This window comes from Vibrio sp. Scap24 (assembly GCF_013394185.1).
GTDB classification, from domain to species: Bacteria; Pseudomonadota; Gammaproteobacteria; order Enterobacterales; family Vibrionaceae; genus Vibrio; species Vibrio pomeroyi.
The window spans coordinates 2,574,192-2,588,714 of record NZ_CP041332.1 but is presented as its reverse complement, the minus strand read 5'-3'; the positions used below and the strand labels follow the sequence as shown (position 1 = coordinate 2,588,714).

Sequence of the window (14,523 nt, the reverse complement as noted above, 5' to 3'; positions counted from 1 at the left end):
TATTGCTTTCATTTAATGCCTCGCTATCCTTGCAGCATCACTTTCTTATCTCGGTATTGCTGTGAACATCACGATTGTTGGACCCGGAGCGGTTGGTTCTTTGTGGGCCGTAAAACTACTTCAAGCTGGTCATAATGTCTCTTTGTGGAGTCGATCTTCTGACATCTCTATAGACCTATCACTTGATGAGCAAACCTCACTCTCCTTCAGTAACAACAATATCGAAAAGCTATCTGCGAGTGACTTAGTGATCGTCACGGTCAAGGCTTGGCAAGTAAAAGAAGCAACCACTCCGTTACTTCAATATCTCGACCCTGACACCATCCTTATGTTCATGCACAACGGAATGGGAGCAGTAGACGAGATAGACGCTCAAATTGATGCTCACCCGGTAGTATTGGCGACCACCACCCAAGCAGCTTTTAAACCTGGCCGTAACAGTGTCTCTCACACAGGGTTAGGCCAAACTCAACTGGGGGCTTTTAACCTCCAAGGTCAGCAATGCACTTTTTTGGTTGATGTGTTGGAACACGCTCTACCGACCGTGAATTGGAACCCTGAGATAAAAACTGCGCTTTGGACTAAGCTCGCCATCAATTGTGCTATCAACCCACTGACAGGATTGGAACAGGTCAAGAATGGGGAACTGGCCGATCAACGCTTCAGCGAAACGCTAAATTCCATCGTTCACGAACTCACGCAAGTAATGCAGGCGGAAGGTATTACTTGTTCATTTGATGAGTTAGAAGCAAGCGTCAACAAGGTTATACGCGCCACTGCACAGAACAACTCTTCAATGAAGCAAGATATGTTCTATCAAAGAAAGACTGAGATCGACTTCATTACCGGGCACCTTTTAAAGACTGCACTCAAGCATCAAATAGAAGTACCTACTAACCAAAAGCTGTTCGCAATGGTTAAAGAACGAGAAAATAGCTGGAATCATCAAGATTAGTCAGCAACGCTTAACAAGTCGCGATAAAATAACGATACCGCTTAGCGTAATGCTGGCACCAATTTCCAAGATTTAGGTAAGAATAGATGCTTGATATCAATCACATCCGAGAGCAGTTTCCTGCGCTATCACAAACCATCAACCAACAACCGTTGATTTACTTAGACAGCGCGGCAACCACACAAAAACCTCAGGTGGTTATTGATGCCATTAGCCAATATTACTCTAAGCAAAATGCCAATGTTCACCGCGGTAGTCACAGCTTAACCGCGCAAGCAACCAGTCAGTTTGAAGCAGCAAGAGATAAAGTCGCTCAGTTTATTGGCGCTACGTCTTCAAGGGAAATTATCTGGACTCGCGGTGCAACCGAAGCACTTAACCTCATAGCTCAAACGTACGCAAGAAGTACCCTTCAACCTGGCGATGAGATCTTAGTCGGTGAAATGGAACACCACGCCAACATCGTGCCTTGGCAAATTGTGGCTGAACAAACGGGTGCTAAAGTCATCAAAGTACCAATGACATCAGACTGCGAATTAGACCTTGATACATTCGATTCTCTATTAACAGAGCGAACTAGAATTGTTGCTCTGGCTCAGATAACCAATGTCACTGGCACTCGCCAACCGATTGAGCAAGTGATCGAGAAGGCCCATAAGATGGATGCCATTGTTGTGGTCGATGGCGCGCAAGGCATTGTTCATGAGCCAGTGGATGTCGCTACTTTAGGTGCGGATTTCTACGTATTCTCTGGGCATAAACTCTATGCTCCTGCTGGTATCGGTGTGCTTTACGGCAAACTTGAATTGCTCGAGGCGATGCCACCTTGGCATGGTGGTGGCAAAATGGTTGAGCGTGTATCTTTTTCTGGCACGACGTTTTCTGAACTACCGGGCAAATTTGAAGCAGGTACACCTAATGTCGCAGGGGCTATTGCTTTGAGTACAGCAATTGAGTGGTTACATCAGTTTGACCAACAAGATGTCGAAGAGCACATCCACCAGCTACAACAGAAAACCTATCAAGTACTCAATCAGTTAGATGACATCCAGATCCTTGGTTATAAGCCAAACTCGAGTGTGATTACGTTTGTAATGGATGGCGTTCACCATCAAGACATTGCGACACTATTGGATCAACAAGGGATTGCCGTTCGAGCTGGTCACCACTGTGCACACCCATTAATGGATGCGCTCAAGGTAAAAGGAACCGTGCGAATCTCTTTTGGCATTTACAACAATATGGATGATGTCGAAAAGCTCATTGCAGCTATTGAAAAAGCCGTCGATATGCTCTAAATCACCACCAAAGATATTAATGTCTGGTTCAATTAATTGAGCCAGACGTCCCCTCCTCCAGAATAGTTCCACTTCCCCAATAAATACTGCTCTCTTTTCAGCCCAAAGACTTTCAACATAAAATACTGATATTAAGTGACTTTATATTTTCTTGATATCCATCTTATTCGTTTTTATCGATTTCTAAGACTTCATTGATGAGTCATTTCTAAAAAAAGACACAATGCACCCCGTTCTTGTTAACCGCAGATAACAAACTGACTATCGCCATTAATAACAAGAACCGCCATTTATCATGGGTGACCTAGAGCTGACGGAATAGCACTTTAAATACAAATTTTTTAGATAGAGACAACACAATGAAACTTAAAACAATCGTTCTTCCTCTAGTAATGCTAACTGCCGCTCAACAAGCTTCAGCAGATCCATACATTGGCGCAAGCTACTTGTATTCTGAGTACCAAGTAGAGAACGAAAACATCGATATGACAGATGAGAATAGCGGATACAACTTGTACTTGGGTTACGCATTCAACGACCTACTTTCTATCGAAGCTGGCTACGCTGACTTTGTCGATACGCACAAAGATTTCGAGCACGTTTACTCGAATGCATGGCTAACTAGCGCAAAAGTTTCTTTGCCAATCACTATCTTTGATATTTATGGCCGTGCGGGTATTGGACACTTTGAAAGTAACCTAGGTGACAGCAACGACGTTTACTACGGTGTGGGTGCGGGTGTAATGATTGGCCCTGCTCGTGTTGCTCTTGAATATACAATGTACGAAGCAAAAGTTATCGAGAATGGCTACGCGGTAAGCGCTGAATTCCACTTCTAATTTTCTATCGACTTATTTCGTTAACCGCTAAAATGAAAAACGGTGCCACTGGGCACCGTTTCTTTTTAATACTGTCGCTTGCTTATCTGTACGGAGAAATTCTTAAACAAAGCAGCTCTCAAACAGAAAGGAGTTCTCAAGCAGATAGGCGCTTAAACTGAGAGGCTTTTAATCTGCTCAACAATCGCTTTAAGGCCATTCCCTCTTGAAGGGCTCAAATGCGTAATCAAGCCAATCTCTGCGAAATAGCCATCAATGTCGAACACTTGAACTTGCTCCGATGTTTTACCATCATATGCTGCCATCACTAACGCAATAAGGCCGCGCACAATACGTGCATCTGAATCGGCGCAAAAGTACCAAACACCGTCGATGTTCTGGGAAACTAGCCACACTTGGCTTTCACAACCAGAGACCACAACCTGTTCACTTTTCAGTCCCTCAGGCATAGTTGGCAGTTTCTTTCCCCATTGAATCACTTGGCGATAACGGTCTTCCCAACCGCTGAAAGTCTGCATTTTTGCGACAATATCATCACTGGTAATCTCTTGGCCGAATGGAGAACTTGGGAATGACGTCATTTTTATGTCCAGTAAATTCTTAGTAAGCGTAAAGTAATGAGTTACTTACTGTGCTTTTGAATGATCTTTTCTACGATACGTGAAACAGCAACAAAACCAAAAGTCGCCGTTACCACCGTTGCTGCGCCAAAACCTGTCGCACAATCCATTCGTTTTGGACCTTCGGCTGTCGCTTTCGCAGCACATACACTGCCGTCAGCTTGCGGGTATTTCAGCTGTTCTGTCGAGAACACACAGTCGATACCAAACTTACGCGCAGGATTTGTAGGGAAGTTATGGTGACGACGCAACGTGTCTTTCAGTTTCTTCGCGAGCGGATCTTGAATCGTCTTGGTCAGATCAGCCACTTTGATTTGAGTCGGGTCGACTTGACCACCCGCGCCACCAGTGGTGATCACTTTAATTTTGTTACTACGGCAATACGCCAACAGCGAAGCCTTAGCTTTCATGCTATCGATCGCATCCAGAACAAAATCGAACTCTTTCGACAGGTATTCAGCCTGATTGTCCGGGCCGATGAAATCGTCAATCAGGTTAACTTTACACTCAGGGTTAATCAGCTTAACGCGTTCGGCCATCACTTCGATTTTGCTCTTACCGACCGTGCCCGACATTGCGTGAATTTGACGGTTGATGTTAGTCACGCACACGTCATCCATATCGATCAACGTTAGCTCACCTAAACCCGTGCGAGCAAGCGCTTCAACAGCCCATGAACCGACACCACCAATACCGATCACACACACATGTGCCGCTCTAAGTATGTCGACTTCACTATTACCATATAGGCGACGAGTGCCACCGAATCGTTGGTCATAGTTTTCTGAAGCTGGAGTGGTCAATTCACGCATTGTTGCCGCCAATTTATTTCTGAGAAAAAGAAAAGAGTGCGTTTTATACGCACTCTTGAATAAAAAGTCTAGGGGATTAGCGATTCGCTTTCAATGCCCTATTTTATTGTCGCTTACTCGACCTTTTCAGGTGGTAAAGCCCAAGGTGCTTCAGTCGCGCTGCCATCTAAGCCAAGTTTCCACACTCGACCAAAATGCTTGTAATGACCCGCTTCAGTACCTGCGCGTGGGCCCATGCCATGGTAAAGGTCTAAGTGGTTCTGCTTAACCGCGCCGCCCGTATCCAAAACCAGTAACAGTCTTAGTTGGTGCGCACCGCTCCAAGTACCATCAGCATTTAATAGTGGTACCTCAGCCAAAATCGGCGTTCCCATAGGTAAGATAGAGCGATCACCTGCAACTGCGGCCATTGGTAACAGTGGAATGCCAGCGCTACCCATGACCGATAAGTCATCTCTCGCACTAAAGAATACGAAAGATGGGTTTTGCTCAAGCAGCTCTTTCACCACTTCAGGCTCGTTCGCCAATACCCACTCTTTGATTGCTTTCAACGACATCTTCTCACGCGGAACTAAGCCTCGCTCGATCAGAACACGACCAATACTCACGTAAGCCTTATTGTTCTTACCCGCGTAAGCGAAATACTGCAACGTGTCATCATCGCCAAAATGCACAAAGCCACTGCCTTGCACTTCCATCATAAATGGGTCGATTCGGTTAGCAGCGTAGCCAAGTTCAAGACCTTGACCTTCTAGAGCGCCGTTGTAGATCTCTTCGCGAGTTGGGCAGTTTTTATCACAGTCAGGAAGCCCATATACAGGGAATCGATACTCTTCATTCGCTTCATGGCGTAATTCCATCACTGGCGAGAAGTAGCCCGTGAACAAAACATTGCCTTGCTTATCGCCACCACCAAGTTGAGCAGTTTGAACGCCAAAGTTTGCTAATTGGCTTGGATCACCGCTTTGCAGCGCCCACTCATTGAGTTGCTGATAAAGCGGCTCATAGATTTTCGCCATCGAAGGGGATTTGGATACCACCATCTCAGCTTGTTCTGCGAATGCGGTGTAGTCTCTTGGTTTATTGGATTCAACCTGATCGACCTTATTTAAGGTGCGAGGAAATTCATCATCAAGATGTTGTTGAGCAAGATCGGTGGGTTGAGCACAGCCAAATAGTAAAGAGGCGGCAACAAGGGAAAGCCATTTTTTAATCACAAGAGTCATCCTAAAAATTCTATGCATCGAGGATGACAAAAACAGTCAGATAACACAATCTTAGATTGTAAGAGTTTACAATAAGATAACCTATCGGACTGAGTGATCGATATGGCCTTTAAGGCGGAAGACAGGATTGTAGTGACTGTCCGAATCAAGCACCATTTCAGTGTTGTCGGAATTGGTCATGCGGAAACGATACGTTTGATCGCCCGTCTTATATTCAAAGTAGTTACCATCAAACTCAAAGTTAGTTGCAACAATAGAACCCGCCACTGATACACCATTCGCATTCAACACAAACTCATCCGTCGCGTAATGCGCAACATCTTGTTCAATCCAAGTACCATAAAGCAAGTGATTTGGCGTTGCTGCATCTTGCAATCGAGTGATCACATCACCAAAAAGTGACACCACTGCGAACGAACCGACCAGAGCCAAAACCATGAGACAACGTTCGATGATCTTACGCTTAAACTTAGATTGGTTGCGTTGTTCTGCCTCACTGTAGAGACCTGTGGTTATCTCGTCGATTTTGTTCTTTGTTGCTGGAGCTTGTTGCATTCGGTAACTACTCATGAAGATGCTATGCGCATTCTACACTGAGACCGTTTATATAATGAACCCTAGATGAGCATAGTTTGCGCTTTATTCCAAAAAGGTGTTGTTTAAATTTGAATTTAAATGCTAAATTATCGAATAAATAAACAAAATGGACTTGTTCTGTGAAATTAAGAAGTACAGCGCTAGTAAAAGGTTTCAGACAATCAACCCCTTACGTAAATGCTCACCGTGGCAAGACCATGGTAATTATGCTGGGAGGCGAAGCCGTTGCCGATAGAAACTTTGGCAACATTATTAGTGATATTGCCCTACTCCACAGCCTTGGGGTCAAGATTGTGCTTGTTCATGGCGCAAGACCGCAGATCAACCAACTGTTAGCAAAACAAGATTGTCATACGCCATATCACAAGAATATTAGAGTCACCGATGAATATTCTCTGGGTGTTGCTATGCAGGCAGCGGGTCAATTACAGCTTGCCATTACAGCTCGTCTTTCAATGAGCTTAAACAACACACCTATGGCGGGCACTCAACTCAACGTGATGAGTGGCAACTTTATTACAGCTCAGCCATTGGGTGTTGATGATGGTACGGATTACTGTCACAGCGGACGTATCCGTCGAATCGATATTGAAGGGATTAATCGCACACTCGACCAAGGATCCATCGTCCTGCTTGGCCCTATTGCCAGTTCCGTAACAGGCGAAAGCTTTAACCTACTTTCTGAAGAGGTTGCGACTCAAGTGGCCATTCGTTTAAAAGCCGACAAACTCATTGGCTTTTGCTCTGAGCAAGGGGTCACGGATCAAAACGGCAATGTACTCGCCGAACTTTTCCCAAAAGACGCCAAACTTATTCTAGAGCGCTTAACTCAATCTCAAAACCCAGCCGAAGACATGAGCACTGGCACATTGCGATTCCTGAAAGGTGCTATCTCAGCGTGTCGTGCAGGCGTACCTCGTTGTCACTTAATCAGCTACAAAGTCGATGGCGCACTGATCCAAGAACTGTTCTCTTTCGATGGTATTGGAACCCAAGTGGTTATGGCGAGTGCCGAGCAAGTAAGACAAGCTCAGATCGACGATATTGGCGGCATCTTTGACCTTATTCGCCCGCTTGAAGAACAAGGCATTCTCGTGCGTCGCTCAAGAGAGCAGTTAGAACAAGAGATCCACCGCTTTACCATTATTGAGAAGGACGGGCTGATCATCGGCTGTGCAGCACTCTATGCGTATCCGGAAGATCACATGGCAGAAATGGCGTGTGTGGCTATCCACCCTGATTACCGTGATGGAAATCGTGGGCAGTTATTGCTGGATTACATGCGTCATCAATCGAAATCTCGCGATATCGACCAGATTTTTGTCCTAACGACACATAGCCTTCATTGGTTCCGTGAACAAGGATTTTACGAGATCGGTGTGGACGAGTTACCGATGGAAAAACAGGGGTTATACAACTATCAACGCAACTCAAAGATGTTAGCGTTAAATGTGTAAATAAAGTTTTGGACTAGAATCTCAGTTCAAAAGAAAAATAATTGCAAATGTAATCGTTTTCTATATGAGATTTATTAAGTATGCACTTTCACTCACACGAATTATTGTATAGAATTTAAGCGCTTTAATAATATTAACAAATGTTTTTATAGGAATTGCCATCTCGATAGTCACATCGAACTTATTGAGGTGGTAACTGCACGGATTGCTATACCCGTTAACGGTCAGCACGCTAGCAGTAGCTCTGCCGTTAGTACAACAGCAAAAAGAGCAACATTGATATGAGAACCATTGTTTGTAACTCGCTGCAAAGTTTTTGGGATATGGCTGATAACCAATTCTTAGAAGGGCTAGACGTACACTGCGTGTTCCCTGTGAGCGAGAATCTAAAAGAGTTTATTTTGAATTGCCAAGCAAAATACAAAATAAACCACATATCGTTTACTCGAGCGTTTTTAGGCACTGATTCCTAGCACGCTCAAAGCAACCAGGGATGGTTGCTTTGTACATACATCGACATCACCTTTAGCTAGTTAAGCGGCTTCCTAAACCACTCACTCGCTCTGTTTTCACCTTAATCCCACGCTTTAATACATTAGTATCACTGAACATCATCAGTCGTTTCTTCGCACGCGTAATACCTGTGTAGATAAGCTCTCGCGTCAAAATTTGACTGAAGTCTGGCGGCAGGATCATTAAGGTCAAATCAAATTCACTGCCCTGAGATTTGTGAATCGTCATCGCATAAGCCGTTTCATGATCAGGCACTCGGCTTGGTAGCACCGCTTTTACGCTGCCATCGGGCAACTCAAAATAGACCTTCAAGCGAGGAGTTGAGTCAGACTGGTTTGAATCCGCTTCAAGCATACAAATACCAATATCACCATTGTATAAGCCCAAGCCATGATCGTTACGCGTTACCATTACTGGTCGCCCGTGATACCAAAGTTCATCGTTGTGTGGATTCACTAAACGTCTTGCGGCAAGCGCCCTTTCAATACGATGGTTGAGGCCTTTAACACCAAAATCACCTTCTCGAATAGAGCACAACAGTCGGCATTGGCTGAACAAATCGAGTACAGATTTGGCTCTCGCTTCTTGAGTTTCTAACTCTTCCAACGGCACATTCATTCGGTTGAGGTACGCACCATATTCATTAACCAAGGTACGCAACATCAAGTTGTAGCTATCGCTCGATAGAGGATGGTTCTCAATATCGCCAAATCCTTTAGCAAACACTTGGTCGACTTGATTCGCAGACCCGTTGTTAATTGCTTTTGCCAACTGCCCGATACCTGAACGAGCATCGAAACGATAACTCTTCTGCAGCATACACAGACTATCCGCAATCGCCGGAGGGTTAACCGATCCAGCTTTTGCCTGCTGTGTATTCGCTATCGCGTCAAAACCTGTCATCTCCGCAATCAAGTTACCTTGCGCCGTGCTGTAGCCTGTTGAATTAAATGAGCAGATATCACCTAACACCGCGCCCGCTTCAACGGAAGCCAATTGGTCTTTATCACCCAACAAGATAAGCCTTGCGTGCTCAGGAAGTGCATCCACTAATTTATACATCATGGACAGATCAACCATCGAAGCTTCATCCACCACCAAGATATCAAGGTGAAGTGGATTACGTCGGTTGTGCCTAAATTCCGCTCGATTAGGGATCGCGCCAAGCAAGCGGTGCAAAGTGCTCGATTCTGTTGGTATGTTAGCCTTAACTTCAGGTGCTAGAGGTAGTTGCTCAATCGCTTTACCAATCGACTCAGTTAAACGTGCCGCCGCTTTACCCGTTGGTGCAACTAGCTTAATCGTTGGCGTTTTGCCTTGGCTTAATGATTGCTCGACCATAGCCGACAATAACTTGGTGACCGTGGTCGTTTTACCGGTACCCGGTCCACCAGAAATCACTGCAAAACGACGACTCAGCGCTACCGCTGCCGCCACTTTTTGCCAGTTCAAACATGCAGATAATGGTACCAAACTGTCTAGAACATCTAAGTCCGTCACTTGCTTGGCTTGTACAATCGCTTGGTCAATTGCCCCCCAATTCAGAGGTTGCTCATCGACGATATCAAGATGATCACACACCAGCTGTTGGCGTAATACCTGAGACGTTTGTTGGTTTGCTTCAGCCTTCGCTAAAGCGTTAAACAGAAAATGATAACTGCGAGCAAAGAGCTGATTGAGCGTTTCTGTCAGCGCCTTCTTCTGTTCAACATTAAACTCAACTGGCTTACTTAAACGGTTTAACGTGTTTGCCAGTACCACCTCGTAGTTCCAATAACGCTGTAAGTAGACACGCTGTCCATCAAACATCAGCGGCTTAACACAGTCATTGGTTGTGCCTACTAGGTTTGACGATTGAAGTACCGTCACCCAGTCAATGCCTAACAATTTTTGGTTCAATTGCAGTGCCGTTTCACCGTACAAACCGAGTAACTGAGCTAAATCTGCTGTTTGAGCTTGTATAAGCTGAGTACAAATGTGCCCTTTGCCTAATTCATGGCTTACTACCCCAGCGAGAAAGCCGATCTCTTGAGAGTGACTCGTGGATTGCTGAGCAATAAAACGGGCAAATTGATAATCCAACTGACGAATCGAACCCTTATCCGCAAGAAACTTGAGTACATCCATAAGTTGCTCAGGAATAAGTGAAACGGGCTTCACCGTGTTCGCAGCTTCTATGCTGGTATTAATGGTCGTTGTTGTCATTATAAAAGCCCCATCTGTCCAGTTTCATCGTCATTCAGTTGTGCTGAACGTCTGTCTATCACTTTACCGTCAATCAATTGATCCATTTCATCAAGTAACGCCAGTGTTGGTTTAGCCGAGAAAATGCCCTGCTGAGATTGGCCGTCCATGCCTCGCAAGAACAAGTAATAAACCCCACCAAAATGTTGTTCATAGCTGTAATTCGCAACACGACTACGTAAGAAACGGTGCAGCGCCAATGCATAAATTTGATATTGCAGGTCATAACGGTGGTCGGCCATCGCCGATTTCAATGCCTCACCATGGTAGACGGCAACATCATCACCTAAATGATTCGATTTCCAGTCAAGTACATAGTATTTACCTTGATGCTCGAACACTAAATCGATGAAGCCTTTCAGCATACCTTGCACAGTTTGGAAACCTAGGTCGCCCGCTTTGGCCGATAATGGATCATGATATTGAATGGTTTGATTCAGTTCAGATGCGGCCAATACTTCGATCGGTAGTAAGAACTCCATCTCAACTAAGCGTTGCGTCGAATCTTTCTCACTTAGCTTTAAGTTCTTGCCATCCAATGCTGTGTTAAGAACGATATCGACCAGTTGCTGAAGCACAGGTAGCCACTCTAGTTCGTATTGTTCAGACTCTAATAAGTGAGTAATTACTTGCGTGTTATGTTCGCTGGTTGCTGGCTCGGTAAATTCAACATCCTCAAACAAGGTGTGCAAGAAAGTACCTGGGCGCGCACCACGAGGAAACGTAAAAATAGAACGTTCAGGTTCAATCAACTCAGACTCATCCTGCTCATCAGCCGAATCAATATCGAAGCCAGATACCTCAATGGTCGCGTCATGACTCGCACCGTGACTGCCTTGCTTTACAAGCCCCGAGTAACTGGTGATACGCCAAGCCCTGTCGATTGAAGCCTTGAGCTCGTTCGCATGTAAGTCTTCACTCACTTGCTCTGTTTGTACAAACACTTGCTCATGCGCGGTTGGTGTTTCGGCTAACAGCACACTTGAATTTTTGCCTTCAATGGCCGCTAAAGCTTGGTGTAATTCGGCAATACCCTGCTCTTGTCCGTTTTGAACCAAGTAGCCCATCGCACTCAAATGCACACCGGTAGGTTCTTTGGTTGAACGCCCTTTACGCAGTGGCGCCATGCCAATGAAACAGCCATAAACCGCACGAGTCAGCGCTACATAAATCAAACGCAAGTCTTCCGCGAGTCGCTCTTTATCGGCTTGCGCTAAGGCACTGTCACTACCTGTGATATCCAGTACCGTGGTATCTGAATCATGGTCGTAGAATTTTCCTTCGCTCGCTTCTCGGTAACTCGCCACAAATGGCAGGAATACTAAGTCATATTCCAAACCTTTCGATTTGTGAATGGTAACGATTTGAACCAAGTTTCTTTCAGATTCAAGACGCTGAATATCATCTTCACTGCCGCCTAGACCATTTTGCGCATCTGAGATCGCTTCTGCTAACCAGCGCAACAAACCATAATCACTGTCGAGTTCCTGCCTTGCTTGTTGCAGCAATTCGCCAATGTGCATCAAATCGGTAAGTGAGCGCTCACCATTTTCTTCTTCCAGTAAGCGTTCCGCGAGATGTCGTTTACTGATCACGCTACGAAGCATTGGCAACACACCACGCTGTAGCCATAACTTACGATACTCACGAAATTCGTTAACAACGTTTTCCCACACCACTTCATCATTGTTGAGTTCATCCAATGAAGCCGCATCCAGAGCGAACAACTCAGAGGCCAAGCTCGCGCGCAATGCTCGATCGTTTTCAGGTGTCAGCACAGCTTGTAGCAAGCGTTGGATATCTTGTGCGACTAAGCTGGTAAACACACTGTCTCGGTTAGAAAGATACACACTTGCAATGTCTTGTTCGGATAGCGCATTCTTGATCAGACGACCTTCACTACCAGTTCTAACCAAGACAGCAATATCGCCCGCATTCACGGCATGTTGTTTTTTGCCGTTATCGAAATAAGCTTGCTGATTTTGAGAAGAGGTCAGAATGGTTTGAATTTGACTCGCCGTCGCCTCTGCCATTGCATTGTGATATTCGCCCTTTGGCAACGGCTTGTCTTCAGCCTCTTGCAGCCAAAAGGTAAGTGCGTGCTGAGTTTCTCCGTTCATCACCCATTGGCGTTTGTCGGCTGATGGACTGGCAGCTACGGGTAAGAATGGGATGTCTTGGTCGTAGATAAACGGGCTGTCCGAATTCATAAACACTTGGTTTACTGCACTGACCATATCGGCACTTGAGCGCCAGTTAGTGCCTAAGGTGTAGTGAGCACTAACTTGGTTTCTCGCCTTGATATAGGTAAAGATATCTGCGCCACGGAAGCCATAAATCGCCTGCTTTGGGTCACCGATCATAAACAAGCCGCACTGCGGATTATCGAGATAAATTCGGCTAAAAATACTGTATTGCAGTGGGTCGGTATCCTGAAATTCATCGATCATCGCCACCGGGTATAAAGTGCGAATTCTTTCCACCAGCAATGATTGCTCATCGACATCAATCGATGCAGATAACTGAGTCAGCAAGTCATCAAACGATAACCACTGCTTTTGCTGTTTAGCCTTAGCGAGCATAGTTCGACAATGGGTAATCGCATGTGCCAATAACGGAGCTTTCAAGTCGGCTGGGTGATTTAAGAAATCTTCAATCGCTTCGAAAACGGCATGCTGAGGTGCGGTGCCTTTCGGTGTTTTCTCGATTAAAGTGGCTTGCGAGAATTTCTCTAATTTGTCTGGGTATTGATAATCATGGGTGTCACTTTGCGCCCATGCCGTCACTGCTTCTAACCATGTCGGCAGAGACTTCTTGGTGTAGCTGCGCTTGTTCACATCTGAACCTGAGATCAAAGCCAAAAAGTCCGCTTCAGATTCACACCACAGCGCTTTGAGCTGCTTCACTTTGTCTAGGTTCTGGTTGTGCAGAGTTTGCAAATCACCCGACATAGCATCTACCGTCAATTTCAGCGGCGATCCTGTCAGATAACGATTTACGTCTGCTAATAATGCAGCCGGTGAACCCCAAATATTACGAACCTCACCAGCCAGTTGAATAGGTAGCGAGTAAAATTGCTTACGCCAATAGTCAGCTACCACTTGAGCTTTCAAGTGGCTTTCATCGGTCACAAATTCATTATCAAATCGGCTGCCAGATTCGAAGGCATTTTGAGTCAACATTCGCTGACAGAAGCCATGAATGGTGTATACCGCCGCTTCATCCATTTGCCTTTCCGCATTGAGCAGTGTTTTTGCAGCGCCTGCGTGGTCTTCGATTGCTTGCAACAGAGGCGCAATCACTGGGTCGTCACTTTGCCCGCGAGCAAACGCGATGCGCGCATCATGAATTCGGGCACGGATACGATCTCGCAGCTCTGCGGTTGCCGCTTCGGTAAAGGTCACAACCAAGATTTGGTCTACTGTCAGCGGCTCATGGTGTCGGGTTGCTTCCGACAGCTCCCCTTGTGGTGCTGCCGTGCCATGTCCGAGCAGTAAGCGTAAGTACAAGCCAGCGATGGTAAATGTTTTACCTGTACCCGCCGATGCTTCAATTAAACGCGCGCCATGAAGTGGAAACGTCATGGTATTGAGTGTCTGTGGAGCAATTACCTGAACACTGCTTGTGGTCGTCATGCCTTACTGCCTTCTGATAAATATGTTGTTACAAATGTGACCTAGCGTGGAAAACGTCATTCAATTTACGTCCTACGCTGATTTGTTAATAGTTAGTGCGATCTCTCTCACGGATCAATTCGGATCGCCTCGCTACTATGCGCCCACGAGTTCAGGAGCGCGATTCGAGTTTTATGCTCATTGCCTACTTTGAACCACAGAATAATGGTCCCTCTGACCTGTGGCCGTACAGCGAACGCCCTACACTAATAATGATTTACTGGCGGCCACTTTATTTCCTGTACCTTGATTCCATTCACATTGAAAGCAAGCATCCCAAATGCTTAC

At 45.5% G+C, this 14,523-nt stretch carries 11 protein-coding genes; 5 read left to right on the top strand and 6 right to left on the bottom strand.

The window, feature by feature from the left end:
* Positions 1-61: 61 nt before the first annotated feature.
* The 3 genes from panE (at position 62) to FLM53_RS11420 (ending at position 3,092) form a co-directional block, all read left to right on the top strand.
* Complete coding sequence (panE, locus tag FLM53_RS11430; protein ID WP_176681883.1) at positions 62-955, top strand: 2-dehydropantoate 2-reductase; 894 nt, start codon at positions 62-64, stop codon at positions 953-955.
* Between the two features lie 86 nt (positions 956-1,041).
* The gene (gene csdA / locus FLM53_RS11425; protein WP_176681884.1) at positions 1,042-2,253 is read left to right on the top strand and encodes a cysteine desulfurase CsdA; all 1,212 of its coding nucleotides are present in this window, start codon (positions 1,042-1,044) and stop codon (positions 2,251-2,253) included.
* A gap of 359 nt (positions 2,254-2,612) precedes the next feature.
* Positions 2,613-3,092: a porin gene (locus FLM53_RS11420; protein ID WP_017631933.1), complete on the top strand. Its 480-nt coding sequence runs from the start codon at positions 2,613-2,615 to the stop codon at positions 3,090-3,092.
* A gap of 152 nt (positions 3,093-3,244) precedes the next feature.
* On the opposite strand, the gene csdE is transcribed toward FLM53_RS11420, so the two are convergent.
* The 4 genes from csdE to FLM53_RS11400 all read right to left on the bottom strand — a co-directional run bounded on the left by csdE (position 3,245) and on the right by FLM53_RS11400 (position 6,305).
* Positions 3,245-3,673, bottom strand: a complete 429-nt coding sequence (csdE, locus tag FLM53_RS11415; protein WP_176681885.1) for a cysteine desulfurase sulfur acceptor subunit CsdE — start codon at positions 3,671-3,673, stop codon at positions 3,245-3,247.
* A 41-nt stretch (positions 3,674-3,714) separates the two neighbouring features.
* A complete protein-coding gene (tcdA, locus tag FLM53_RS11410; protein WP_008223054.1) occupies positions 3,715-4,524 on the bottom strand; it encodes a tRNA cyclic N6-threonylcarbamoyladenosine(37) synthase TcdA in 810 nt (269 codons plus the stop codon).
* A 113-nt stretch (positions 4,525-4,637) separates the two neighbouring features.
* Entirely contained in the window at positions 4,638-5,750 is a 1,113-nt protein-coding gene (gene mltA, locus FLM53_RS11405) for a murein transglycosylase A (RefSeq protein ID WP_176681886.1), read from the bottom strand.
* 81 nt (positions 5,751-5,831) lie between these two features.
* Entirely contained in the window at positions 5,832-6,305 is a 474-nt protein-coding gene (locus FLM53_RS11400; RefSeq protein WP_176681976.1) for a DUF2850 domain-containing protein, read from the bottom strand.
* Positions 6,306-6,466: 161 nt separating this feature from the next.
* On the opposite strand from FLM53_RS11400, the gene argA reads away from it, so the two are divergent.
* A complete protein-coding gene (argA, locus tag FLM53_RS11395) occupies positions 6,467-7,804 on the top strand; it encodes an amino-acid N-acetyltransferase (protein ID WP_176681887.1) in 1,338 nt (445 codons plus the stop codon).
* A gap of 281 nt (positions 7,805-8,085) precedes the next feature.
* The gene (locus tag FLM53_RS11390) at positions 8,086-8,277 is read left to right on the top strand and encodes a hypothetical protein (protein ID WP_008223046.1); all 192 of its coding nucleotides are present in this window, start codon (positions 8,086-8,088) and stop codon (positions 8,275-8,277) included.
* Between the two features lie 52 nt (positions 8,278-8,329).
* Here FLM53_RS11390 and recD read toward each other — a convergent pair whose 3' ends face one another.
* Together recD and recB are read right to left on the bottom strand one after the other, a co-directional pair.
* Entirely contained in the window at positions 8,330-10,522 is a 2,193-nt protein-coding gene (gene recD / locus FLM53_RS11385; RefSeq protein WP_176681888.1) for an exodeoxyribonuclease V subunit alpha, read from the bottom strand.
* Positions 10,522-14,196, bottom strand: a complete 3,675-nt coding sequence (gene recB / locus FLM53_RS11380; protein WP_176681889.1) for an exodeoxyribonuclease V subunit beta — start codon at positions 14,194-14,196, stop codon at positions 10,522-10,524. The genes recD and recB overlap by 1 nt, the downstream gene beginning before the upstream one ends.
* Between the last annotated feature and the right edge of the window lie 327 nt (positions 14,197-14,523).

Coding starts and splice junctions, on each gene's coding strand:
- csdA (WP_176681884.1), top strand. CDS start 1,042: ATGCTTGATATCAATCACATCCGAGAGCAGTTTCCTGCGCTATCACAA.
- FLM53_RS11420 (WP_017631933.1), top strand. CDS start 2,613: ATGAAACTTAAAACAATCGTTCTTCCTCTAGTAATGCTAACTGCCGCT.
- csdE (WP_176681885.1), bottom strand. CDS start 3,673: ATGACGTCATTCCCAAGTTCTCCATTCGGCCAAGAGATTACCAGTGAT.
- tcdA (WP_008223054.1), bottom strand. CDS start 4,524: ATGCGTGAATTGACCACTCCAGCTTCAGAAAACTATGACCAACGATTC.
- mltA (WP_176681886.1), bottom strand. CDS start 5,750: ATGACTCTTGTGATTAAAAAATGGCTTTCCCTTGTTGCCGCCTCTTTA.
- FLM53_RS11400 (WP_176681976.1), bottom strand. CDS start 6,305: ATGCAACAAGCTCCAGCAACAAAGAACAAAATCGACGAGATAACCACA.
- FLM53_RS11390 (WP_008223046.1), top strand. CDS start 8,086: ATGAGAACCATTGTTTGTAACTCGCTGCAAAGTTTTTGGGATATGGCT.
- recD (WP_176681888.1), bottom strand. CDS start 10,522: ATGACAACAACGACCATTAATACCAGCATAGAAGCTGCGAACACGGTG.
- recB (WP_176681889.1), bottom strand. CDS start 14,196: ATGACGACCACAAGCAGTGTTCAGGTAATTGCTCCACAGACACTCAAT.